This window comes from Agrobacterium sp. 22-223-1, assembly GCF_053522385.1.
The window spans coordinates 247,336-268,120 of sequence record NZ_JBNWCN010000007.1; the positions used below are offsets into that span (position 1 = coordinate 247,336).

The 20,785-nt window shown below is 59.4% G+C and carries 20 protein-coding genes; 5 read left to right on the plus strand and 15 right to left on the minus strand.

The window, feature by feature from the left end; all coding sequences use genetic code 11:
* Positions 1-43 precede the first annotated feature (43 nt).
* The 11 genes from ACQZ60_RS23780 to ACQZ60_RS23830 all read right to left on the minus strand — a co-directional run bounded on the left by ACQZ60_RS23780 (position 44) and on the right by ACQZ60_RS23830 (position 14,188).
* Positions 44-1,471: an FAD/NAD(P)-binding protein gene (locus ACQZ60_RS23780; RefSeq protein ID WP_031234087.1), complete on the minus strand. Its 1,428-nt coding sequence runs from the start codon at positions 1,469-1,471 to the stop codon at positions 44-46.
* Positions 1,472-1,654: 183 nt separating this feature from the next.
* Positions 1,655-2,758 (minus strand): dimethylsulfone monooxygenase SfnG, encoded by a 1,104-nt coding sequence (gene sfnG, locus ACQZ60_RS23785; RefSeq protein ID WP_020811336.1) that lies wholly within the window; start codon positions 2,756-2,758, stop codon positions 1,655-1,657.
* 22 nt (positions 2,759-2,780) lie between these two features.
* On the minus strand, positions 2,781-3,371 hold the full coding sequence (msuE, locus tag ACQZ60_RS23790) for an FMN reductase (protein ID WP_020811337.1): 591 nt from the start codon (positions 3,369-3,371) through the stop codon (positions 2,781-2,783).
* Between the two features lie 307 nt (positions 3,372-3,678).
* A complete protein-coding gene (locus ACQZ60_RS23795; RefSeq protein WP_020811338.1) occupies positions 3,679-5,622 on the minus strand; it encodes a methyl-accepting chemotaxis protein in 1,944 nt (647 codons plus the stop codon).
* Between the two features lie 329 nt (positions 5,623-5,951).
* A complete protein-coding gene (locus ACQZ60_RS23800) occupies positions 5,952-7,841 on the minus strand; it encodes a M48 family metallopeptidase (protein ID WP_448736272.1) in 1,890 nt (629 codons plus the stop codon).
* 8 nt (positions 7,842-7,849) lie between these two features.
* A complete protein-coding gene (locus tag ACQZ60_RS23805; RefSeq protein ID WP_448736273.1) occupies positions 7,850-9,886 on the minus strand; it encodes a DUF4034 domain-containing protein in 2,037 nt (678 codons plus the stop codon).
* 128 nt (positions 9,887-10,014) lie between these two features.
* Positions 10,015-10,341: a hypothetical protein gene (locus ACQZ60_RS23810; RefSeq protein ID WP_448736274.1), complete on the minus strand. Its 327-nt coding sequence runs from the start codon at positions 10,339-10,341 to the stop codon at positions 10,015-10,017.
* Positions 10,342-10,461: 120 nt separating this feature from the next.
* Positions 10,462-11,238 carry an ABC transporter permease gene (locus tag ACQZ60_RS23815; RefSeq protein WP_003523941.1) on the minus strand — a complete coding sequence of 259 codons (777 nt, stop codon included), beginning with the start codon at positions 11,236-11,238 and terminating at the stop codon, positions 10,462-10,464.
* A complete protein-coding gene (locus tag ACQZ60_RS23820) occupies positions 11,225-11,992 on the minus strand; it encodes an ABC transporter ATP-binding protein (RefSeq protein WP_448736290.1) in 768 nt (255 codons plus the stop codon). The genes ACQZ60_RS23815 and ACQZ60_RS23820 overlap by 14 nt, the downstream gene beginning before the upstream one ends.
* A gap of 63 nt (positions 11,993-12,055) precedes the next feature.
* Complete coding sequence (locus ACQZ60_RS23825; RefSeq protein WP_448736275.1) at positions 12,056-13,057, minus strand: ABC transporter substrate-binding protein; 1,002 nt, start codon at positions 13,055-13,057, stop codon at positions 12,056-12,058.
* A 48-nt stretch (positions 13,058-13,105) separates the two neighbouring features.
* Entirely contained in the window at positions 13,106-14,188 is a 1,083-nt protein-coding gene (locus ACQZ60_RS23830; protein ID WP_448736276.1) for a 4-oxalomesaconate tautomerase, read from the minus strand.
* A gap of 105 nt (positions 14,189-14,293) precedes the next feature.
* Between ACQZ60_RS23830 and ACQZ60_RS23835 the strand changes: the two genes are divergently transcribed.
* Positions 14,294-15,190, plus strand: coding sequence for a LysR family transcriptional regulator (locus ACQZ60_RS23835; RefSeq protein ID WP_003510199.1), 897 nt, complete (start codon positions 14,294-14,296; stop codon positions 15,188-15,190).
* Between the two features lie 107 nt (positions 15,191-15,297).
* Here the strand turns inward: ACQZ60_RS23835 and ACQZ60_RS23840 are convergent, their stop codons facing one another.
* Positions 15,298-15,843, minus strand: coding sequence for a MarR family winged helix-turn-helix transcriptional regulator (locus ACQZ60_RS23840; protein WP_448736277.1), 546 nt, complete (start codon positions 15,841-15,843; stop codon positions 15,298-15,300).
* Between the two features lie 148 nt (positions 15,844-15,991).
* Here ACQZ60_RS23840 and ACQZ60_RS23845 point away from each other — a divergent pair, with 148 nt between their 5' ends.
* Together ACQZ60_RS23845 and ACQZ60_RS23850 are read left to right on the plus strand one after the other, a co-directional pair.
* Positions 15,992-16,327 (plus strand): cupin domain-containing protein, encoded by a 336-nt coding sequence (locus tag ACQZ60_RS23845; protein WP_003523945.1) that lies wholly within the window; start codon positions 15,992-15,994, stop codon positions 16,325-16,327.
* A 27-nt stretch (positions 16,328-16,354) separates the two neighbouring features.
* On the plus strand, positions 16,355-16,759 hold the full coding sequence (locus ACQZ60_RS23850) for a VOC family protein (protein ID WP_020808394.1): 405 nt from the start codon (positions 16,355-16,357) through the stop codon (positions 16,757-16,759).
* Between the two features lie 83 nt (positions 16,760-16,842).
* On the opposite strand, the gene ACQZ60_RS23855 is transcribed toward ACQZ60_RS23850, so the two are convergent.
* On the minus strand, positions 16,843-17,685 hold the full coding sequence (locus tag ACQZ60_RS23855; RefSeq protein WP_448736278.1) for a LysR family transcriptional regulator: 843 nt from the start codon (positions 17,683-17,685) through the stop codon (positions 16,843-16,845).
* An 89-nt stretch (positions 17,686-17,774) separates the two neighbouring features.
* Here ACQZ60_RS23855 and ACQZ60_RS23860 point away from each other — a divergent pair, with 89 nt between their 5' ends.
* On the plus strand, positions 17,775-18,176 hold the full coding sequence (locus ACQZ60_RS23860; RefSeq protein WP_448736279.1) for a tautomerase family protein: 402 nt from the start codon (positions 17,775-17,777) through the stop codon (positions 18,174-18,176).
* Positions 18,177-18,240: 64 nt separating this feature from the next.
* Here the strand turns inward: ACQZ60_RS23860 and ACQZ60_RS23865 are convergent, their stop codons facing one another.
* The gene (locus ACQZ60_RS23865) at positions 18,241-19,014 is read right to left on the minus strand and encodes an SDR family NAD(P)-dependent oxidoreductase (protein WP_448736280.1); all 774 of its coding nucleotides are present in this window, start codon (positions 19,012-19,014) and stop codon (positions 18,241-18,243) included.
* Positions 19,015-19,101: 87 nt separating this feature from the next.
* On the opposite strand from ACQZ60_RS23865, the gene ACQZ60_RS23870 reads away from it, so the two are divergent.
* Positions 19,102-19,731, plus strand: coding sequence for a TetR/AcrR family transcriptional regulator (locus ACQZ60_RS23870; RefSeq protein WP_448736281.1), 630 nt, complete (start codon positions 19,102-19,104; stop codon positions 19,729-19,731).
* A gap of 85 nt (positions 19,732-19,816) precedes the next feature.
* Here the strand turns inward: ACQZ60_RS23870 and iolE are convergent, their stop codons facing one another.
* Positions 19,817-20,746, minus strand: a complete 930-nt coding sequence (gene iolE, locus ACQZ60_RS23875; protein WP_196378834.1) for a myo-inosose-2 dehydratase — start codon at positions 20,744-20,746, stop codon at positions 19,817-19,819.
* Between the last annotated feature and the right edge of the window lie 39 nt (positions 20,747-20,785).

Sequence of the window (20,785 nt, forward strand, 5' to 3'; positions counted from 1 at the left end):
AGCTGCCATTTCGCCGGCTCATCAACGCCGCGTCAGTGTGCGTTCAGACCGGGGCCGGGCTGCTCGTCACTGGCGCAAGGCTCCGTGCGATTTCTCCGGCAACGAAGATCGCGTGCTCGGTAACCTGGGGCAGGCCCATCAGCTCACCGAAGGTTCCGCGCGCCAGCGGACCGCCGATCAGCAGCGTTTCAATGGTCTGGCCGCGGCTGTCGATGGCGCGCGATCGCTCGTCGCAGTGGATGCCAAGCCCTGTCGGGCAAAAGGTCAGAAGACCCGCCTGCTCCAGACCGGAAAGAAAAGCCTGCGATTTCAGAATTCCACCATGGGCGGGACCGGTCGTCACGATAATCGCATCGACGTCGAGCCGCGCGATGTCCCTTTTGCCACGAAACCGCAGATCGACATGCAACGAACCGTCTTCGCCAGCCTTTGCGGACACAAGCGATCCGGCGACGATCTGTAGCTGGCCCGAAATTATGGCCTCATCCAGAAGTTTCTCCACCTGCGGCGCGATCCTGAACCGGTGCGCGTCCCAGAAGGGCCGCAGCCACCGCACCACCCTTCGCTTTTCGATCAGCGGAAGGTTCCGCCATATGTCGCGTCCCTGCAGGCGAACGGCGTCCAGAACGCCATGCCAGCTCGCACCGCCCGCTTGCGACACTCGCACAGCCTCTCGAATCCGCCGTAGCAGTTCCGACGCGCTTTTGGACGGCGGATCGACAAAATCGCCGTAGGGTTCCTGCGGCAAGGCCGGATGGCCACGCGACCGCAAGCCGCGGCGCGACAGCGAAACGACCCGCGCATGATGGCCGCGCCGGTGGAGCGCGGCAAAGGCATCAGCCGCGGTCAAGCCATTGCCGACGATCAGAATGCGGTCACCCGCGACGATATTTTCCAGCGCAGCGTCCGCATTCAAGTCCGCCACCAGTTTCGGATGACCGGCAAGCGGTTTCAACACCTGCGGAAGCGCCGGCGGCGGATGGCTTGTCGCAACCACCACGATGTCCGCGAAGTGGCTATCGCCGTCTGCGGTTTGCAACTCCCAGCCATCCGCATGGCGGGCCACATGTTCCACCGTGCTGCGCCTGTGCTCAACGATGCCAGCATCCAGCAAAGGCGCGATTTCGGCCGCGACATAGGCGCCGAAGACCCTGCGTTGCGGATAGGCCTGCCCATCAGGCAAAACCGCTGCTGCATCGCCCGCAAGCGCGTTCGACCTGTCGAGATAATGGAGGAAATTATCCGGATCATCAGGATAAAGCGTCATGCGCCCGGCCGGTACGTTGATCCGGTTGGCCGGCTCCGGCGTGGAATAGGCAAGCCCCGCACCCAACACCGCTCTCGGCTCGAACACGACGATCCGCACATTTTCGAACGCCCCAGCGGCTCGATGGAGATGAAGGGCAATCGCTGCCCCGCTAAATCCACCGCCTATGATGGCGACAATGGCATTCTTCCGGCTCACTGACATTTCAACTCACGCGATCTCGGCGGCACGCCCCGAATAACGTCCAATTTTAGCAGCCGGGATGAAAAATTGACAGCGATGCGTGTCAGGCCGCGCAGGTTCGAACGCATGCGTCCAGTCCGGTTCGGCTGCGGCACTTTCGGCGGATCAGCGGCAAAGGCCGCCGCTCCACCTTTTCTGCCTGCGTTATTCGGCTGCAATCGCCGCGCTTTCTTCGGCCTCTTCAAGTGCGCGCACCAGCGGAATGACGTGCTTGCCGAAATACTCGACCTCCTCCTGGAAATGCAGGAAACCGAGCAGGATGAGATCGGCGCCGGCGCGCTTCAGGCGCACGATGCGTTCCGCCACCTGTTGGGGGGTGCCGATGAGGTTTGAGCGGAAACCGTCATTGTACTGAACGAGATCTTCGAAGCTGGATTTCGCCCAGTTGCCCTCTCCTTCCGGGGAGGCCTTACCGGCATTCTTCACCTCATGGCCAAAAGCGTTGACCGCTTCCGGATTGGCCTTCTCGATGATTTCGGCAAGCACGGCCTTTGCCTCTTCCTCCGTCTCACGCACGATGGCGAAAGCATTTACGCCGACCTTGACCGAATGATTGTTCTCAGCCGCCTTGGCACGGATGTCATCGACCTGCCTTGCGATCTCTTCCGCGGTGTTACCGTTGGTGAAGTACCAGTCGGAAACGCGGGCCGCCATATCGCGGGCTGCGCGCGAAGAACCGCCCTGAAAGATTTCAGGCTGCGGATCGATCGGCTTCGGCTTCAGGGAATAATTGTTGAAGCGATAGAAATCGCCGCGGAAGGTGAAGCTGTCTTCCGTCCAGATGCCGCGCAGTGCCCGGATGAACTCCTCCGAGCGGCGATAGCGCTCGTCGTGGTCGAGCCACGGTTCGCCAATGGCATGGAACTCGCCGCGAAACCAGCCGCTGACAATGTTGACCGCAACGCGACCATTGGTGAGGTGGTTAATCGTGGCGATCTGTTTTGCAGCGAGCGCCGGGTTCCACGGCCCCGGCAGAATGGCGGCGATGACCTTCAGCGTCTTTGTCGACTCCAGCAGGGAATGGCTGAAAGACACGGATTCATGCTGGAACTCGGCGCCGTAACCAGCCGTGAAGCGAATCTGGCTCAGCGCATAGTCAAAACCGCTCGCCTCAGCGATCTGCGCGAGCTTGCGGTTATAGTCGATGGTCCAGCTGGTGCGTTGCTCGATATTCGAGATGACGAGGCCACCGGAAACATTCGGTACCCAATAGGCGAATTTAACGGGCTCGGCTGTGCGTGCGGTCATGATAAATTCCTCTCTTGCAATCTCAGTTGGCAGCCGCTTCGCGTGAAACGACGGAAAGGGTCGGATGGTGATCGCCGCCACCAAGCGCTTTGGCGGGCAGAAGCTCGAACAGATCGGCGACGGCGCGCTCAATGCGCGCTTCGACGGCCGGGTTTGAAAGCGTGTATCCGGTAAAATCCGCCTCGACGGCATAAACCGTGGTCGGCACGGTGACAGCACCGAAGAAGCCAAACAGCGGACGGAACTGGTGTTCCAGCATCAGGCCATGCAGCGGCGAGCCGCCGGTCGCGGCAAGGATCACGCGTCGACCCTGCAGGGCACGGAAATCGACGAGATCGAATAAATGCTTGAGCGCGCCCGTATAGGAGGCGCGATAGACCGGCGAACCGACGACGAGCACATCGGCAGCCTCGACGGCATCGACAATCGCACGCCCGGCTTGGTCGAGCTCATCTGCGCGCAATGCCCGAAATAGAACCGGCGCGGCATCGGCAAGATCGATGAGGTCGGTTTCAACCTTCGCCGTCCGCCCGATCGCGGCAACAATTCGTTCAACGACATGCGCCGTGCGGGATGGCCGCTTCACGCTACCGGAAATGCCAAGGATCTTCATATCCGTTCGCCCTTCTTTTGTGTGTATTTTCTATGTTTTTAATAGGCTATCAAAGACGCTCATTCCAAAAGCCGCATATTTTGAGAAATGCTTTCGCGTATTTGGGCCAAAGCGCCGACTGTTTCACACGGGGCAAGGCGGTCGCTGCAAGTGCCGAAGGGGAAAGCACTCATGCCCTCAACGGGCGGATATTGCCAAAAAGCAAGACACCGGGGATCGGAGTCCAAAACCTCCGATCCCCGGTGCCAATATTTAGAGCGATGCTTTCAGCGCCTCAATTGAAGGCGACGTAAAGGCAGGGCAAGGATCAAAACTCCTCCCAGTTGTCGGGGGCGGTATTCAACGCGGCATTCCCTGAAAACGCCGCCCTTATCCTGCCGCCAAGCGCACGCGCGGGAGATGCTGCGGGCCTGTCGGCAACCGATGCCGTGCGCACGGGGACAGAAGCCTCGCCATAACCGCCTTCGGACAGTTTGAACTGTGCGATCAGCCCGTTCAGCGAAGACGCCTCGCGTGCAAGCCCGTGGCTGGCGGCCGTGCTTTCCTCCACCATGGCGGCGTTCTTCTGGGTGTCCTGATCCATCTGGTTCACGGCCGTATTGATCTGCTGAAGACCGGAGGATTGCTCCTGTGCCGATTCCGCGATGGCGGCGACGTGCCGGTTGATTTCCTGCACTTCCGTCACGATCAGTTCCAGCGCCTTGCCGGTTTCACCAACCAGCTGCACGCCCTGCTGAACCTGACCGTTGGATGTCGTGATCAGGTTCTTGATCTCCTTGGCCGCACCGGCGGAGCGTTGCGCCAGTTCGCGAACCTCCTGCGCAACGACGGCAAAGCCCTTGCCCGCCTCACCCGCACGGGCAGCTTCAACGCCGGCATTCAGCGCCAGAAGGTTCGTCTGGAACGCGATCTCGTCGATCACGCCGATGATGTTGGAAATCTCATTGGCGGATGTCGCGATCTGCTCCATTGCCGCGACGGCCTGCTGCACCACTTCTCCGGATTTTTCAGCGCCGACTTTAGCACGGCCGACGAGGTGACCCGCTTCCTGCGCCCGTTTCGTGGCGTCCTTCACCGTCGTGGTGATCTCTTCCAGCGCAGCCGCAGTCTCTTCAACGGCGGCAGCCTGCTGCTCCGTGCGCCTCGCCAGATCGTCCGCCGCAGACCTTATCTCGTTGGCGCCGGCGTCGATGCCGCGCGCGTTCTGCGCCACCTGGCTCAAGGTCGACTGCAACTGTTCCGCAGCCCGGTTGAAATCGCCGCGGATACCGTCAAGACCGGAAACGAACGGCTGAACGATCCGGTAAGTAACGTCGCCCTGGGCGATCTTCGAAAGGGCCGTGGCAAGATTGTCGACGGCAAACTGCACGTCGGCAGCTTCCCTGGCCTTCTGTTTCTCGCGCTCGATCCGGTCCTTTTCGGAAGTCGACCGGTTGGCCTCCGTTTCATTCTCAAGCCGGAGGCGTTCGATTGCGCTTTCGCGAAACGCCTGAACCGCAGCAGCCATCTGGCCGACTTCATCCCTGCGATCCATCCCGGAAATTTCGCTTGCCGTATCACCGGCCGCGAGCGACTCCATGCGCGCGCGAAGCCGCGCAATCGGGGTGGTGATGCCCCGGGAGGAAATGAGCAGGCCAAGTGCGATCACGGCCAGCGAAACGAGCGCGAGCGTAATCAGGCCCGTCCAGATCGTCGTATTGGTGCTGGCTGTAAGGCGTTCTCTCCCCTCATTCATCACCTGGATGAGCTGCTCATTGCCGGCGCTGATCTTTGGCGAGACTTCGGCAATTTTCCGAAGCACGTTGAGCGCCATCTGTTGCGCTTCAGCGCGTTGCCCTGCCTGCATGAGGGCGATGACCTGATTGCCGATCTCCTCGACTTCGACAACACCCTTGAGGATATCGCGGGCGGCATCCGTGCGCGCCGGCACCAGCTCCATGATCTTGTTCTGGCGTTCCTCGAGCTGCTTACGGTCGGCTCTGAAGGTCTTGACGGCAGCTTCGAAATCAGCGCTGGCCGGATCGTTAAGGCTGGCGCGAAGCATCTGCATGCCGAGTGCATTGAGGTTCCCGCTGGTTCTGGCGTTCAGAACCGCAGCAAGGGCCTCATGGCCGATGAAATCGCTATAGACGCTGTCGGTGCCTTTATATTGCAGGCTGACGTAGCTTATTCCGGAAAGCGACATCAGGCTCATCAGAGAGATGACAAAAACGACCTTCGTTTTTATCTTGGTATTGTTCAGGAAAGACATGAATGGCATCAAGGCAAGCACTCCTCCAGCCGCCCTCTCGGGAGGCCGGGGAATATATAATGAAACATCGCGGGTAGCTGTTGCCCCTCCTCATAGGGCGGCAAGCGGATGCCTTTTTCGAGCCGCCGCCGGGCGGGTCGTCATGGGTCCGCTTGTTCTACCGGCTCCGCCGATGAAACCTTGGAACCTGCGTATTTTAGATTTCACAAAATCACTAAATGAAGTGTTACCCGGGATAGGCAAGTGCTGACAATTCGCCGCGCCGCAGACCGGTTCGAGCATCGTTTTCAAGCCTGGCAGCAGCCGGTGCCGTTATGCAAACCTGTAACCTACGCGACAACGGCCGTGCCCGCTCGGGCAATCAGGCTATCATGCCTGCAATGGGCCGGGACTGGATCGTTCGGCCCGATAAAACGAAGCTGCAGATGAAGATGCAGCCGCGCCTGCAAACGCTCAAACAGCCGCTTGCAGGCGGAAGCGTTCCTGTCCTCCTCGCCGGTCAATTTGCCGACGAGGCGCATGAACCAGCCGTCATAGGCCTGCACATAAAGGAACCATCGTGTCGGGTCCGGCGCACCGGGCGGCGTGTCGCGGCAGAGCCAGATGGCATGCGCATGCTGAAACAGCGGATGAAGGGTGCCTTGCAGCAGGGTGAGTTCGGATGCTTCCAACCCGTGAGGATGGAGACCGGTATGGTTAGCGGCGGATCGGACGGCATCTTCGCTTGTCCACAGGCGGTCGGCGATCTGCCGATGCTGTTCTGCCGCCGGCCTGTCTCCCACTCGCAGGCAGAGTTCGCAGAGGTGGCGATGGAGCCGATACCTGGAGAAAGAGGGATTCCGGCCGATACGGTGCCACAAGGACATTGCTCCGTGTATGTCTCCGGCTTTCTCCATATCCTCTGCCCGTAGCTGTAGAAGCGTCGCCTCTTCAGGCGAATACCGCAATCCTTCCGCGATCGCCTCGGCGCGCAGCATGCCTGACGGATCGAATTTCTCTGAAAGCAGCGCCAGTTGCAGCCAGTCCTGCTCGTCGAACATCTGTTGTTCGCGACGCTGCAGGAGCCTTGAGAAGTCGCTGTGCTGACGGATATGCCAGTCTTTTGCGTCCTGCCAGCCTCGTGCGGCATTGTCGCGCCAGTCTGCATCAAGCCGTGCAGCGATGCCGGGGGCTTCTTCCCCCAACCATTCGGCGGCGGCGGAAGTCTCTTCGAGACGCCAGGGCAGATGATCGGGAAGCGGGCCTGCCGGATCAAACCCCGTCGCGGCAATGCGCTCCGACAAAACGGGATGGGTGCTATGACTATCCGGTTTCTGGCAGAGGTCTTCATGCAGCCAGACGGCCGCCTGCGCGCTATCTCGCGGGCGGCTGTTCTCCGGTTCCGCCAACATCAGGGCAAAGGGTCGCGCCTGGGCGATGTCATCCTTGTCTGCCCCGGCAAACATATCCGGCCAGAATTGGCTGGACAGGGCTCTTTGCCGCAATGTGAGAGCGATTTCCGTCTCAAATGCGATGTCGGCGCCGCAAACCGTGATCGCCCGAGCATCGGCAACCGCCTCGCAGCGACGGGAAAACTCCAGCGTCTCGCGCATCATGCTCGGCACATACCAGGCAAGAAACAATCTGAGCGGCGCGGTGACCAGCCGATGATTGCGCTCATGCAATTTACCGAGTGCCGCCCAGCGTTGGCGAGCCACATAGGCCCAGCGCGCGAAATGACCGTGCAACCGGGAAATATGGGCGTATTCATGCACGATGACGGCCGCGGCCTGCCGTCCCGTCAACAGGGCGAGAAGCGGCAGGCCGAGCACCAGAACATGCCTCGGCTGGCCGCCACGGGAGCCCGTCTGATAGATCGACGCGTTAAGCTCTGCATTGATATAGACGGCCGTGAAGGCTGGCGCATCGCAAGCGAGGCGCAGTCGTTCAAGCTCTTCGGCAAGGGCGGGAACCTTGTCGGCCTCCAGCAATATTCCATCCGAAACCGGTGGGGGCGGCACCGCCGCATAGGCTCGCAGGACCATCAGCCCGTAAAAGACCCATGACAGCGCCGGCAAGGCAAGAAGCACCAGCAGAAGCCGCGAAGGCACCAGCAACACAAACAAAAGAGGCGACAGGATCAGCGCAAGGCTGCAGGCGAGTAAGAACATGTCGCCAAAGGCGAGCCAGGCCAGGGCTCGCCATCTGCCTTCGCGCGGTGACTGGAGGGGGCTCGCCATGCCGACGCTTATTTCGGTGGGAGATGGTCGCTTGAAAGTTTCTTGCCGAGGAAGAAGGCCTTCAACGCCCGCCCGGCCATCTGCAATCCGCTCGATCCATAAACTTGCGTTTCCATCCACTCCAGTGACGAATGATCGGGGAAGAGTTCCTTGTAACGGTCGAACCATTGCATGGCGATAAACTCGCTTTTGGGAACGCCATCGCCATATTTATAGGCGAGAACGACCTGGCCATAAGCCTCTCCGGCAATGTGGTCGTCATGATAGTCGATGAGGGATTTCATATTGGCGACGGCCTGCTGTTTTTCCTCCGCAGTGCCATGCCGGCGATCAACGCTCGCCAGTCGAATGAGGGATATATCCACGCCGCCTTCCATCGCGCCACGGTAATATTCCTGAACCCGTTCGAAATTTTCCCGCAGCGACAGATCGAGATTGTCGACATTTTCCAGCCGCCAGGCATAGTTATAAAGTGCGACCGGTTCACCCTCTTCGACGGCCTGCTGAAGCCAGCGCCCCGCTTCGTCGCCGTCGAGCAGTTGCGGGTCTGTATCGGGCCGGAAGCCCGTTGCGATGTCATACATGCTTGCCGCGGCCGAATAGACGCGCCGTTCAGCGAATGCGCGGGTCAACCAGGCCGACTCCTGCTGGAATCCTCCATCCCAGATCATCCGGCAGGCATGCATCGGCGTGAACTCATCGGGCTCGTAGAGCGGTTCGAGTTGCGCGACCCGGTCGACCAGCTGCGTGGCGATGGCCGGGTTCGCCTCTATTCCCCACATGCCGAACTGCCAGGCAAATGCCGCCATGGTCAGCATGGTCGGCTCATCAAAACGACGGACGGCGGTTTGCAGCACGTCTGCATAGGCGCCGTCGTGATCCTCGAAATGCTGGATCAGCATCAGATTGGTGAAGTCCCGGAACGGGCCGTCAATGGCCGGATAGGTTCCAGGCGCCTTACAGTAACGGATGGATTCGACATGGCGCTGGTGCGCCAGTTTTTCGTCCTGGAGAGAATAATGGGTGAAATTGGCGTATTTTCCGAGGGAAACGAAACGCAGGCGATCGGTGAGATCCCGCGCCAGCCAATTCTTGAAAATCCTCTCCCGGGCGGCAATTTCGCGGGTATCGCCGGGTTCGGGATAATCGGGTATGGTCAATGCATCCTGCACCCCCGGCCAGCGCACGGAATTGCGCTCCTGTTCGCTCAGCGCGGAACATAAGGGACCTTTGGCGAATTTTTCGACCTCGCCATCATCGCCACCCCATCGCGGGCTCAAATATTGCGCGTAAGAAACCAGAATTTCCGGCCACCGGGGCCGAAGCGAAAGGCAGTAGCGCAACCAGTAATAGCCGGGATTTTGGGCGTCCCCGTGCTGCAGGGGTGGAAGCGAGGCAGGAAGCGTCGCCGTTACGATACCGGGCGGCATCAATCCGTGTCTGGCAAGCCGGGCGCATGCGGCTTCGTAAAGCTCCGGTTCGAACTCATCGCGCGCTACCGTCTTTTCAACGGGCGTACCCAGAAACAGCGCATCGACGAAATCCGGCTGCCCGAGATACTGGCTCATCTCCATCATGGTTTCTGCGGCAAGAGCAGGCCGCGCGGAAAGGGCCATCGCCTTCAGCAAATGCTCTGCCGCAATTATGCAGGCCATGTGGGCGGCGGCCCACTGGTCTTCCCCAACATCCGATGCCCAGGTCGCCGTTCGGATGTCGCAGGCCCGGCGGAAGTAATAGTGACCCGCGACCTGCCTTGCATGATATGAAGCCGGGTATGCCTGCCTCCAGGCATCAAGAAGTTCCAGTCTGAGAGCCGCGTCGACGCTGGCGCTGTCGAACAGGCCCGTGTCGGTCGAAAGATGGATATAGCGATCGTCCGCCAGATCGTTGGACTGCCACCATGCCGCCTCAAGCGCCGCGAGTATACGCTCCACCTCGTCGAAGCGCCGTTCAAGCATCGCCTTTCGCAATTCATCCCGCTGACGGAATCTGCCCCATTGCGGGCCATCCAGTGGCAGGGGCGACGAACTTGTGACTGTTTTCATGAATGGCTCCTCAGCGGATACGTCCTTCCTTGGAGCACCAAAGAACCCCCTGTGTCGAGATATCTCAGGAGACTTTTCCCGGCACTTTTACAAATCTCACCGCCAGAAACACAACAATGCACCAACGCTCAATCAGCAAAAGCCACGAGCCCCACGCCTCGCTTCGCAGCCCGTTCCAGGAGATCACGCATCGAATTGAACGCGGCCAGCGCGTGTTCGTTACCTTCAAGAACATGTTCGTTTGCCATGAGAATGTTCAGCAATATCGCGACCTGCTTCGTTTCAAGCAGCGTATCTTCGAAATATCTGAGATCGACGCCGGCCTGCCGGGCCTTGTCGAACAGGGCCGCAAGTAAACGGTGCGCATCAAGATCGACGGAGCCGGCGAGTTCCAGGCAGCCCGGGTCCGAGGGTATGACGGTGGTGTTGAAATCAGCGTAGTAGATGTCCAGCATGTGCAATTTGTCCGACGAATGAAGGATTTGGACGTCCCCATTTCGCTTGCAAGGCTCAGCCATTTAAAAAGGGGCGATCACGGACCGCCCCAACGGAAATAGTCTCTTGTTGCAGTCCGCTTACGCGGGACGCTCCTCGCCTGCATTGGGTCGCCAGGTAATCAACCTCTTCTCCGCAAAATCCAGAATGAGGTCAATAACAAGAACGAAGACCGCCAGAATGATGATGCCCGCGAAGACGCCGACCGCATCGAAGTTGCCTTCCGAGCGGGCGATCAGATAACCGAGGCCGGCGGAAGCTCCCAGATATTCGCCGATGATTGCGCCGACCACTGCAAATCCGACGGAGGTGCGCAGCGACGACAGAATCCAGCTCGCCGCCGCCGGGAAATAGACGTGACGCAGCAGATCCGAACGCTTGGCGCCAAGAATGCGGGTATTGGAAAGCACGACCGGGTTCACTTCGCGCACGCCCTGCATGGCGTTGAAGAAGGTGACGAAGAAGACGAGCGTAACCGCAAGCGCAACCTTCGACCACAGGCCAAGACCGAGCCAGAGCACGAAGATCGGAGCCAGAACGACACGCGGAATGGCGTTCACGGCCTTGATGAACGGATCGAGCACCCGCGCGACGAAGGGGCTGAGGCCCAGCCAGACGCCGGCGCCGACGCCGAGACCTGTACCGATGAGATAGCCCAGCACCGTTTCGCTCAGCGTGATGCCGACATGCTTGTAAAAACCGGCATCGGCAACCCAGTCAATCACCTGTTTGACGATGTCATAGGGTGCCGGAAAGAAGAAGCGGTCGATGGCGCCCGAGGTCACACCGAGCTGCCACCCGCCCAAAAGCACGACCAGAAGAGCGATCTGGATGATACGAACATTAACGGCTTGCATAGCTTTTCTCCACTTCGCCACGCAGGGACGCCCATATATCGCGATAGAGCGTCATGAATTTTGGATCGAGTTTGATTTCCGCGACGTTGCGGGGCCGCTCGAGATCGACAGGGAAGCTCTCGATGACGCGGCTCTTCGGGCCGGCGGCGAGAACGATAACCCGGTCTCCGAGTGCAATCGCCTCTTCCAGATCATGGGTGATCATGACCACCGCACGGCGGTCCTCCTGCCACAGGCGCAGCAACTCGTTCTGCATGAGATGGCGGGTGTGGATATCCAATGCCGAGAAGGGCTCGTCCATCAGGATGACCTTCGGCTCGGTGATGAGCGCCTGCGCCATCTGCACGCGTTTGCGCTGTCCGCCGGAGAGCTGGTGCGGAAAGCGGTCTCCGAAGCCCTTGAGGCCAACCTTTTCAAGCCAGGCCTGAACCTTGGCGCGCCGCTCATTTTCGGGAACGCCGCGGAACATCAAGCCAAGCTCGACATTCTGAAACGCTGTCTTCCAGGGAAGAAGCGCATCCTGCTGGAACAGATATCCGATGTTGTTCTGTACGCCCTTGACGAGCGAACCGTCGATGGAAACCCTGCCCTGCGCTGGCTTCAACAGGCCCGCAATCGCGTTGAGAATGGTGGACTTTCCGCATCCCGTCGGCCCGACGATGGAGAGAAACTCACCATTGCCGACCTTGAGATTTACGTTTTGCACGGCAACGAACGAACCGAACGCCATGGTCACGTCGTCGATTGCCACCATCGGCTGGGGTTCGAGTTCCGTCACGGGTTCTAGCTTTCTGGCTGGCGAAGACATGGCGGCCTCTCAGTTTGCGGCCTTCGAGGCCGCAGCCTCGATGAACTTGTTGGTGTAGGTGGTGTTGAGATCGATCGTCGCCTTGGCGACCGCGTCATTGAAGCTTTTCAGAACGGCCAGCGGCGTTTCGAGATCGGCAGGCTCAAACTTGCCATCTTCGGAGAAGATCGCCTTGGCCGCTTCAACGGCCTTGATGTAGGTCTGCTTGTCGCCGGACACGAAATCATCGGGAAGCTTTGCGACGATTTCCTCCGCAGAATGCTGCTTCATCCAGTGCAGCGCCCGAACCGTCGCATTGGTGACCTTCTGGATCACTTCGGGATTGGCGTTGATATAGTCCTGCGTGGCGTAAAGGACCGAGGTGGGATAGATGCCGCCATAGACATCCCTGGCGCCCTGGTCGCTACGGGCATCGATGAGGATCTTGCCCAGCCCGCGCTCCACGACGATGGTTGCGGCAGGATCGTAATTGACGAGCAGATCGATCTTGCCCTGCTGCAGGGCGGCAACTGCCGCAGCGCCCGAACCGACACCGATGATGGAGATGTCGTTGTCGCTGAGATTATGCTGCTTCATGTAATAGCGAATGAAGAAGTCCGAAGAGGAGCCAGGCGACGTGATGCCGACCTTCTTGCCCTTGATCGTCTCGGGCTTGGCCGGGTCGAAGTCCGTGTCGTTCTTGCCGGCGAGAACCAGGCCCGAGTTGCGGGCAAGCTGCACGAAGCCGACCACGTGCTTGTTCTGCGACTGCATCTGGATCGTATGATCGTAGAAGCCCACGGCAACGTCCGTGGAACCGGCAACAAGCGCCTGCAGAACCTTCGATCCGCCCTGGGCAAAGTTCTCGGTCGTTACATCAAGGCCCTCCTCCTTGTAGAAGCCAAGGCTCGCCGCCACGGGGAAAGGCAGGTTGTTGAGGTTGTACGAGCCAACGCTCATCCTGACGGATTCGGCATTGGCAGATGCCGCCAGCGCACAGAGCGCCGCGGTTGCAAGCAGATATTTACGCATAAGGGTCTCCTCCCGGTTTGACTATATTTTGCGCCACTATGGCCGCGTCTAGGCTGCGTCTTCAATCGCAGCGGTTGGTTTGGCGAAGGCGAAGCCTTCGAAAAGCCTGCGCGCCGTTCTTACGAGTCCGGCCGTTATTGCGCCGTTTCGCATCTCCAGCTGAACATCGAGGCAGCCTGCGGGATGTTCGATGCGGATCTGGGTCGGCACCGAAAGGCCTCCGGCGGCATCATAAGCGATGGAGCCTGTGGTGACAGCCGCGGTTGCGATGCCAACGGCACCGGTCGTCGCCAGTGCAGGATGACACTCGTTGGGCATGAAATACCGTACAGAGAGAGTGCCGCCTCTGCGGGCCGGTGCAATGAGCACCGGTTTCGGAATGACCATGTCTTTCACATCACCCATTCCCATCAACTTTCCGGCCTCGATGCGGATGCGGGTCATCCGTGCGATGAGATCCTTGTGAGCGCTCAGGGTTTGCGGATCCTCGTACCCCGTCACGCCGAGATCGGCTGCGCGGATGAGAACCATCGGAATGGCGCAGTCTATGGCCGTCACATTGACGCCATCGATCAGATCGACCGGCTTTCCGGTGGGCAGCAGCTTGCCGGTTTTCGCACCCGCCGCATCCATGAATGTCAATGCGATGGGCGCCGCCAGACCCGGAACACCGTCGATCGAGGCGTCGCCGAGATAAATAACCTCGCGGCCGCGTGTCGGAACCTTCGCCTCGATCAGCTTGCCGGTATTCACGTTATGGATTCGCACAAGAGTATCGTTGCCCTGCGCTTCGACAAGCCCCGCTTCGATGGCAAAGGGCCCGACGGCGGCCAGCATGTTTCCGCAGTTTGGCGAATAGTCGACATACTGCCTGTCGGTGCGAACCTGTGCGAACAGATAGTCGATGTCGGCGCCCCTGACCGTGGAAGGGCCGATAATCGCAACTTTGGACGTGACCGGATTGCCCCCGCCAATGCCGTCGATCTGCAATGGATGGCCAGACCCCATGATGGAAAGAAGGGCCGCGTCCCGGTCTGCCCGATCACGGGGAAGATCGGATGCGAGAAAGAACGGTCCACGCGACGTTCCACCGCGCATCAGCACACAGGGTATCTTCAGCAGATCGTTCATGGGTTGCCTCAATATTGCATTTGGCGGATCAATGCGCCGTGTTGTTGCAATATGAGCAAAAGAGTCTAATCTGTTAAATGCAATGTTTTGGAGTTTTATTGCGGTATGAGCATCAATTGTGAAATTCTGGATCTGCGGGCGTTTCAAGCGGTGGTTGAACTGGCCAGTTTCCACAGGGCCGCCGAGGCGCTGCATATCTCGCAACCGGCGCTTACCCGCCGTATCCAGAAACTGGAACAGGCCATCGGCGCGCCACTTCTTGAAAGAACGACGCGCCACGTCGCACCCACCGCCATGGGGCAGGAAGTCATGCCGCTCGTTCGGCGTATGCTCGAGGAATTTGACGGATCGCTTTTTGCCATGAAGGACGGCGCGCAACGGCGCGGGCTTATCACCATGGCCTGCGTTCCCACCGCCGCCTTTTACTTTCTTCCCACCGTCATCAAGACCTTCAGCCAGCAATATCCCCATATAAGGCTGCGGATCAGGGATTTGACAGCCAATGAGGGTCTGCAGGCGGTCGCCAGAGGCGAGGTGGAATTCGGCATCAACCTGATGGGCAATTCCGATCCCGAGCTTTCATTCGAGCCCCTCATCGATGACCCCTTCGTGCTGGCAATGAGGAAAGACCACCCTCTGGCAGCTTTCGAAACGATCGAGTGGGACCAGCTGGAGGCCTATCCGCTGGTCGTCGTGGACCGCTCGAGCGGCAACAGGACGCTTCTCGACAGCGCGCTTGCACGGCACAATCTAAAATTGAACTGGTTTTATGAGGTGACGCATCTCAACACGTCGCTCGGTCTGGTCGAAGCCGGACTTGGCATTTCCGTCCTGCCGCGGCTGGCAACGCCGCAGGACGATCACCCATTCCTTATCACCCGGCCGATCGTCAACCCGGTGGTCTCCCGTACGATAGGCATCGTGCAAAGGCGAAGCAGCGCTCTTTCCCCAGCCGCCGAAAAATTTGTGCGGATGCTGCTCGAGACCTGGAAAACACAGTGATCGCTTGAGAGAGATGCTGCTACGGCCGCCGCCGGCGCAAGCCGCAGATGCCCGGTAAACAGTTCAGACCTGCAGGTTCGCTCGAATGAAAAAACCTGCACCGGAGCCTACGCACGGGCCTCGATCTCCAGCACCAGCTTTTTCAGCAGCGCCGCGAGGGTATCGCGCTCCTCCGGAGTGAGGCCCTGCAGGAAACTCAGTTCGCTTTTCATGTCCTGGCGAAACGCCTTTTCCGCCAGCTCTATGCCGGCCGGCATGAGGCACACAACGACGCTGCGCCCATCGAGCTTCGATTTTCTGCGCTCGATGAGGCCGGCCTTTTCCAATCGATCAAGCCGGTGCGTCAGGCCGCCTGAGGAGAGCATCAGCGTCGTATACATTTCCGTCGGCGTCAGCTGGTAGGGCGGCCCGGACCGGCGCAATGTCGCGATAACATCGAACTCGCCACGGTCGAGACCGAAGCCGGCAAATGTCTCTTCGATTGATGGCGCGAGAAGGTTGCTGAGCCGTTTGGCGCGCCCGAAGACAGCCATCGGTTCCGTATCGATATCAGGCAGTTCCCGCGCCCACTGGCCACGGAGACGGTCGACATGATCTTCCCTGTCAGCTTCCATCGTCCGATCCGTCGTCGTGTCCGGCATCAACTGCTTCATCTCATCACCCCATCAGCACTTCGAAAACCATATACGGCTTTGCCCGCTCCGTGAATATATCTTTGCGAGAAGATAGATATCTTGACAGGAAGATAAATTGCACATATATCTTCTCGCGAAGATAGTTTTGTCTCAGGGAGGAGACCAGATGTTTTCCATCCGCCGTCATCAGGAACCGAACCCCGGCCAGAGCCGGACGGTGCGTTATGAAGGATGCGAATACGGAAGCGCCGTATCCATCTTTCTCGTCAATGCCGATCCGGGTCGCGGCCCTGATCTGCATGTTCATCCCTATGCCGAAACCTGGGTGGTGCGCAAAGGCGAGGCCGAGTTCACAATCGGCGATCAGCGGGCGCGCGGCTCGTCGGGAGACATCGTCGTTGGGCCTGCCAATATCCCCCATCGCTTCGAAAATATCGGCACTGACCGGCTGGAGATCATCTGCATCCATCCGAGCGAGACCTTTCAGCAGACCTTCCTGTAACCCCGTTCCACCATGAGGAGAAAGACAATGGCCAAGATGATTTTTCTGAACCTGCCGGTGAAAGACCTGGCCGTTTCGACCGCCTTCTATGAGGCGATCGGCTGCGTGAAGAACGAAGAGTTTTCCAACGAAGACGCAAGCTCGATGGTGTGGTCGGAGACCATCACCTTCCAGCTTCTGCGGCACGATTATTACAAGACCTTCACCGCCAAACCGATCGCCGATGCCCATACGACAAACGGCATGCTGATCGCCCTTTCGCGCGACAGCCGCGAAGAGGTCGACGCCATGGTTGGCGCCGCGGCAAAAGCGGGCGGGCAAGCGGATGTCCGGGAACCGCAGGATCTGGGTTTCATGTATCTCCGCACCTTCGCAGATCCCGATGGCCACGAATTTGAACCCGCTTACATGGATTTGAGCAATGCGGGCTGACGTCATCATTCACGCGCGCGACGAGGCGAACTTGTTGATGGGCTGGAGCGGAACTGCCCAAAAGCGGCGGGGAACCACTCAACCTAGTCGCCGGTGCCGGATACGGCTGCGGCCAGGGCTCTGATCGCCGATGCATGTGCGGGCGTTCTTGCGCGGGAAAGAAGAACGATATCGGAAGGCGGCAACGAAGGCAGCCCCAGTTCCACACCCCTGTCAGGCAGGCCACGGGCGCTAATATCGCCCATCGGCGCTACACCCGCGCCTGCAAGAATTCCTTCATGGAGCACCGAACAGCTTCCGGCGGTGAAAGCATCGCGCCACTCCACGCCGGCTCTTCTAAGCTCCGACACCGCAATTTCCCGGACACCGCACCCGGACCCCAGCGACATCAGCGGAATGGCGCTGTTGGAGCGTGGCCGCCAGCCCGGGGCGGCCCGCCATCCCAGCCTGTCGGTACGCAGGATTTCGCCGTCTGAGCCACCGCCGTTACGCCGGATAATGGCGGCGTCGGCCTGTCCGGACGCGAAACTTTCCTTCACGTACCGGGAAAATCCGATATTCACGTCAATCACCGCATTGGCGGGGAGTGCCGCGCGCATCGCCCGTATGGCCATCGAAAGGCGGCCCCCGATCGCATGGTCACTAGCGGCCAGGCTAAAGTGCAGCGGCGATTCATGACCGAAGGTCAGTGCTTCCTCGTGTTTGGCGAGCAGCTCGCGAGCCTTCGGCAGGAACACCTGGCCATCCTCCGTGAGCCGCAGATGCCGCGGCGAACGGTCGATCAGCCGCCTGCCGACACGCTGCTCCAGCATCTTCAATTTTTGGCTGACGACCGGTTGCACGGTTCCTGCCGCCTCCGCCGCCTTTGTCAGGCTGCCGAGTTCGACAGAGAAAATGAACAGGCGAACGCTTTCGAGGTCAATCATATAAAATCGCTATGTATGGAATATCCAATACCATATTCTCATTATGAATAAATTTGCGCAAGGTGTCTCTGCAACAAGGAGACAAGACCATGCCCATGATCAAAGCGCGCTACACCAAACCCCGGAACGGACGCGACCCAAAGCTGGAAGTCGCGGCTCTGCTTTCTCGCCTCACGGCGGAAATCCTGCACAAAGACCCGGCTGTCACCGCGGTTCTCGTCGAGAGCGCCGATCCCGATGACTGGATCATCGCCGGATCGAGCGTCGCCGACCAGAAGGTCGGAAGCTTCTATGTCGAGGTTTCGATTACGGAACACACCAATATAAAGGACGAGACGACCGAATGGGTCCGGCGGATCTATAACGAGATGAACGCCCTGCTGAGCCCCGTGCACGAGGCGAGCTATGTGCTGGTTCACGCCGTTGATGGCGATGCCTATGGTTATGGCGGGCAAACCCAGAATCTACGGTGGGCGGGCAAACACGGCTAGTATCGGCAGGCGTCAGGCGAAACTGCCCGACGCCGCTCGTCCAGGGATATTTGCTATGGCTGGATCAAATCCGCGCACCGCCCGTCGCATCGATCATCTGTCCAGTCGTCCAGCGGGCATCGTTCGAGGCAAGGAATGTGATGACGTCCGCAATATCGTCGGCGCGACCGATACGTGAAAAGACGGACAGGGCTTCGGCGCCTGCGCGGGCCTCCGGCGCTGCCAGCCATCCGGCGTTCATGTCGGTTTCAGTAACACCCGGCAGAACCGAATTGACCGTAATTCCGCGTCGCCCGAATTCCGGGGCGAGCGCCAGCGTCAATGTCTCAAGCGCACCCTTGGACGCCGCATAGGCGGGATGCGTCGGCGCCGCGATGCGCGTGAAACCGGTCGAGACGTTGATGATGCGGCCATTGTCGCGGAGATGATCGGCAACCGCCTGAATGAGAAAGAACGGCGCCTTGAAGTTGATCGTCATCAACTCGTCGAAAGCGGCTTCCGTTGTTTCTTTCAACGGTGTCGCCGGGGCAATGCCCGCATTATTGACGAGAATATCAAGCGATGGCGAGCCGGTGAAAGCGACCGCGGCTTCCCTGAACTGCTCCCACAAGCTGTCCGTCGCCGCTTTCCCGGCCCGCAGATCGGCGTTGAGAGCGACCGCCTTCGAACCGAGAGCCTCGATCTCGCGGATCGTTGCCTGTGCCGCCTCGGGGTTCGCGCCATAATGGACGCCGATAAGACCTGCACCCTCTTTCGCAAACGCCAGAGCCACGGCACGGCCGATGCCGCGTGAACTGCCCGTTATGAGGGCGACTTTGTTCGATAGTTTCTGAGGCATGGATCACTCCGTTGCGATTTAACTAGCGATCGTTATAATAAAACCTGGCCATGACCTGTCAATATTTTTATAGTGATCGATATAAAAATGTCTGAAATGACGCGAAAACAACGCGGTAGACCGCGCCTGCTTGATCGGAATGCCGGGCTCGACGTCGCAGCCCGGCTGTTCTGGGAACACGGCTATGAGGGAACCTCGATAGCGGACCTCACCCATGCGATGGGCATCACCCCGCCGTCCCTCTACGCGACCTTCGGTTCAAAGGAAGAATTGTTCCAGCTGGCGCTTGATCATAGCATTGCGCAGCAAAGCGAACGCCGCGCCGAAGTGCTGCAGGCGCAAATACCCGCCTATGAGGCGCTCGCCTCTTACCTTTACGATATTGCTGAAGGACATACCCAGCCCGACAAGCCGCGCGGATGCATCGTTTCCACCGCCGTTCTCCAGCATTCGGAAGCAAACGCCTCTGTCGCCCGCACAACGGCGGGATTGCGCGAGGCGGCAATACAGATTCTCAAGACGCGGTTCGACCGCGCCGTCAGCGAGGGCGAACTACCCACGCAAACCGACACGGATACGCTCGCGCGCTTTTACGGCGCCATCATTCAGGGCATGTCTGCGCAGGCTTGCGACGGTGCGTGCAGGGCTAGGTTAAAGGCTTTGGTCGATGTCGCGCTGACAGCCTGGCCCGGAAAGCGTGGGGCCGCTGGTCCTTAATGTCGAATCGGAACCTCTTGAACAGATCGTCCGAGGACCGGAGACGAGCAAAACGGCATTCGATCATGGGGACTTAGGCGTATATTTACACATCATGCGGTGTTGACCCAGCCGTCCAAAAGTTCTCGACATGCCTGAATGCGCGTGTCACCGCATCTCTCGGCGGCGCTGCGGCCGGGTCCTGTTCGGCTTCCACCACCAGCCATCCCTGATAACAGCTGTCCCGCACGAATGCAGCAACGGGCTGGAAATCGATCACGCCGTCGCCCGGAACGGTAAACATCCCGCTTCGCACCGCGGCATTGAAACTGAGATCGTGGTTCCGGACATTTTCCATGACAGCGCCGCGGACATCCTTGAGATGTATGTGAGCGACACGGTCACCGAAACGCTCGATGAGACGTTGATAGTCAAAGCCCGCAGCAACAGAATGGCCGGTGTCCAGAAGGAGCCCGGTCTCGCGACCAACCCTGTCGAACAGAAGAGAAATCTCATCGAAAGTTTCAGCAACCATCATGAGATGATGGTGATAGGCGAGCTGCAGGCCGAAATCCCCCGCCAGGCGTTTGGAAAATTCCGTGAGGCGCAGGGCATATGCCGGAAAATCCTCTCTGGGCATGACCAAGCGCTGTGACATTGGCGTGTCCAGCGGTGAGCCTGGAGACATCATCGCCACCTCTCCGTAAACCATCACCTTGCAACCCATCAGGCGCAATAATTCCGCATGGGAGAAAACGTCCAGCATCTCCTCTCCGGCGCTTTGCTCGGCAAGCTTGCCCGAGTACCAGCCAGACGCCAGAGCCAATCCGTGATGCTGAAGCAAAGGTCGCAGAACAGCCCCATCACGCGGAAATTTCCGCCCGAGTTCGATGCCCTGATACCCCGCATCCGCAGTGTCCGTCAGGCAGCTCTCCAGTGAGATGTCCGCTCCAAGATCCTCAAGAACGTCATTCGACCAGGAAAGTGGGCTGACGGCGAGCCGAACCCCCGCCGGCAAAATCTCGGTAATATTCATTTTTCTTCTCCACCGCGCAAAACCCGCGACGTTCACTTT

What these genes read in the sequence shown, in the direction of transcription:
- ACQZ60_RS23815 (WP_003523941.1), bottom strand. Translation starts at nt 11,238, where the DNA reads ATGCAAGCCGTTAATGTTCGTATCATCCAGATCGCTCTTCTGGTCGTG.
- ACQZ60_RS23800 (WP_448736272.1), bottom strand. Translation starts at nt 7,841, where the DNA reads ATGGCGAGCCCCCTCCAGTCACCGCGCGAAGGCAGATGGCGAGCCCTG.
- ACQZ60_RS23845 (WP_003523945.1), top strand. Translation starts at nt 15,992, where the DNA reads ATGTTTTCCATCCGCCGTCATCAGGAACCGAACCCCGGCCAGAGCCGG.
- ACQZ60_RS23835 (WP_003510199.1), top strand. Translation starts at nt 14,294, where the DNA reads ATGAGCATCAATTGTGAAATTCTGGATCTGCGGGCGTTTCAAGCGGTG.
- sfnG (WP_020811336.1), bottom strand. Translation starts at nt 2,758, where the DNA reads ATGACCGCACGCACAGCCGAGCCCGTTAAATTCGCCTATTGGGTACCG.
- ACQZ60_RS23820 (WP_448736290.1), bottom strand. Translation starts at nt 11,992, where the DNA reads ATGGTGGCAATCGACGACGTGACCATGGCGTTCGGTTCGTTCGTTGCC.
- msuE (WP_020811337.1), bottom strand. Translation starts at nt 3,371, where the DNA reads ATGAAGATCCTTGGCATTTCCGGTAGCGTGAAGCGGCCATCCCGCACG.
- ACQZ60_RS23865 (WP_448736280.1), bottom strand. Translation starts at nt 19,014, where the DNA reads ATGCCTCAGAAACTATCGAACAAAGTCGCCCTCATAACGGGCAGTTCA.
- ACQZ60_RS23830 (WP_448736276.1), bottom strand. Translation starts at nt 14,188, where the DNA reads ATGAACGATCTGCTGAAGATACCCTGTGTGCTGATGCGCGGTGGAACG.
- ACQZ60_RS23795 (WP_020811338.1), bottom strand. Translation starts at nt 5,622, where the DNA reads ATGTCTTTCCTGAACAATACCAAGATAAAAACGAAGGTCGTTTTTGTC.
- ACQZ60_RS23870 (WP_448736281.1), top strand. Translation starts at nt 19,102, where the DNA reads ATGTCTGAAATGACGCGAAAACAACGCGGTAGACCGCGCCTGCTTGAT.
- ACQZ60_RS23805 (WP_448736273.1), bottom strand. Translation starts at nt 9,886, where the DNA reads ATGAAAACAGTCACAAGTTCGTCGCCCCTGCCACTGGATGGCCCGCAA.
- iolE (WP_196378834.1), bottom strand. Translation starts at nt 20,746, where the DNA reads ATGAATATTACCGAGATTTTGCCGGCGGGGGTTCGGCTCGCCGTCAGC.
- ACQZ60_RS23780 (WP_031234087.1), bottom strand. Translation starts at nt 1,471, where the DNA reads ATGTCAGTGAGCCGGAAGAATGCCATTGTCGCCATCATAGGCGGTGGA.
- ACQZ60_RS23810 (WP_448736274.1), bottom strand. Translation starts at nt 10,341, where the DNA reads ATGCTGGACATCTACTACGCTGATTTCAACACCACCGTCATACCCTCG.
- ACQZ60_RS23855 (WP_448736278.1), bottom strand. Translation starts at nt 17,685, where the DNA reads ATGATTGACCTCGAAAGCGTTCGCCTGTTCATTTTCTCTGTCGAACTC.
- ACQZ60_RS23850 (WP_020808394.1), top strand. Translation starts at nt 16,355, where the DNA reads ATGGCCAAGATGATTTTTCTGAACCTGCCGGTGAAAGACCTGGCCGTT.
- ACQZ60_RS23840 (WP_448736277.1), bottom strand. Translation starts at nt 15,843, where the DNA reads ATGAAGCAGTTGATGCCGGACACGACGACGGATCGGACGATGGAAGCT.
- ACQZ60_RS23860 (WP_448736279.1), top strand. Translation starts at nt 17,775, where the DNA reads ATGCCCATGATCAAAGCGCGCTACACCAAACCCCGGAACGGACGCGAC.
- ACQZ60_RS23825 (WP_448736275.1), bottom strand. Translation starts at nt 13,057, where the DNA reads ATGCGTAAATATCTGCTTGCAACCGCGGCGCTCTGTGCGCTGGCGGCA.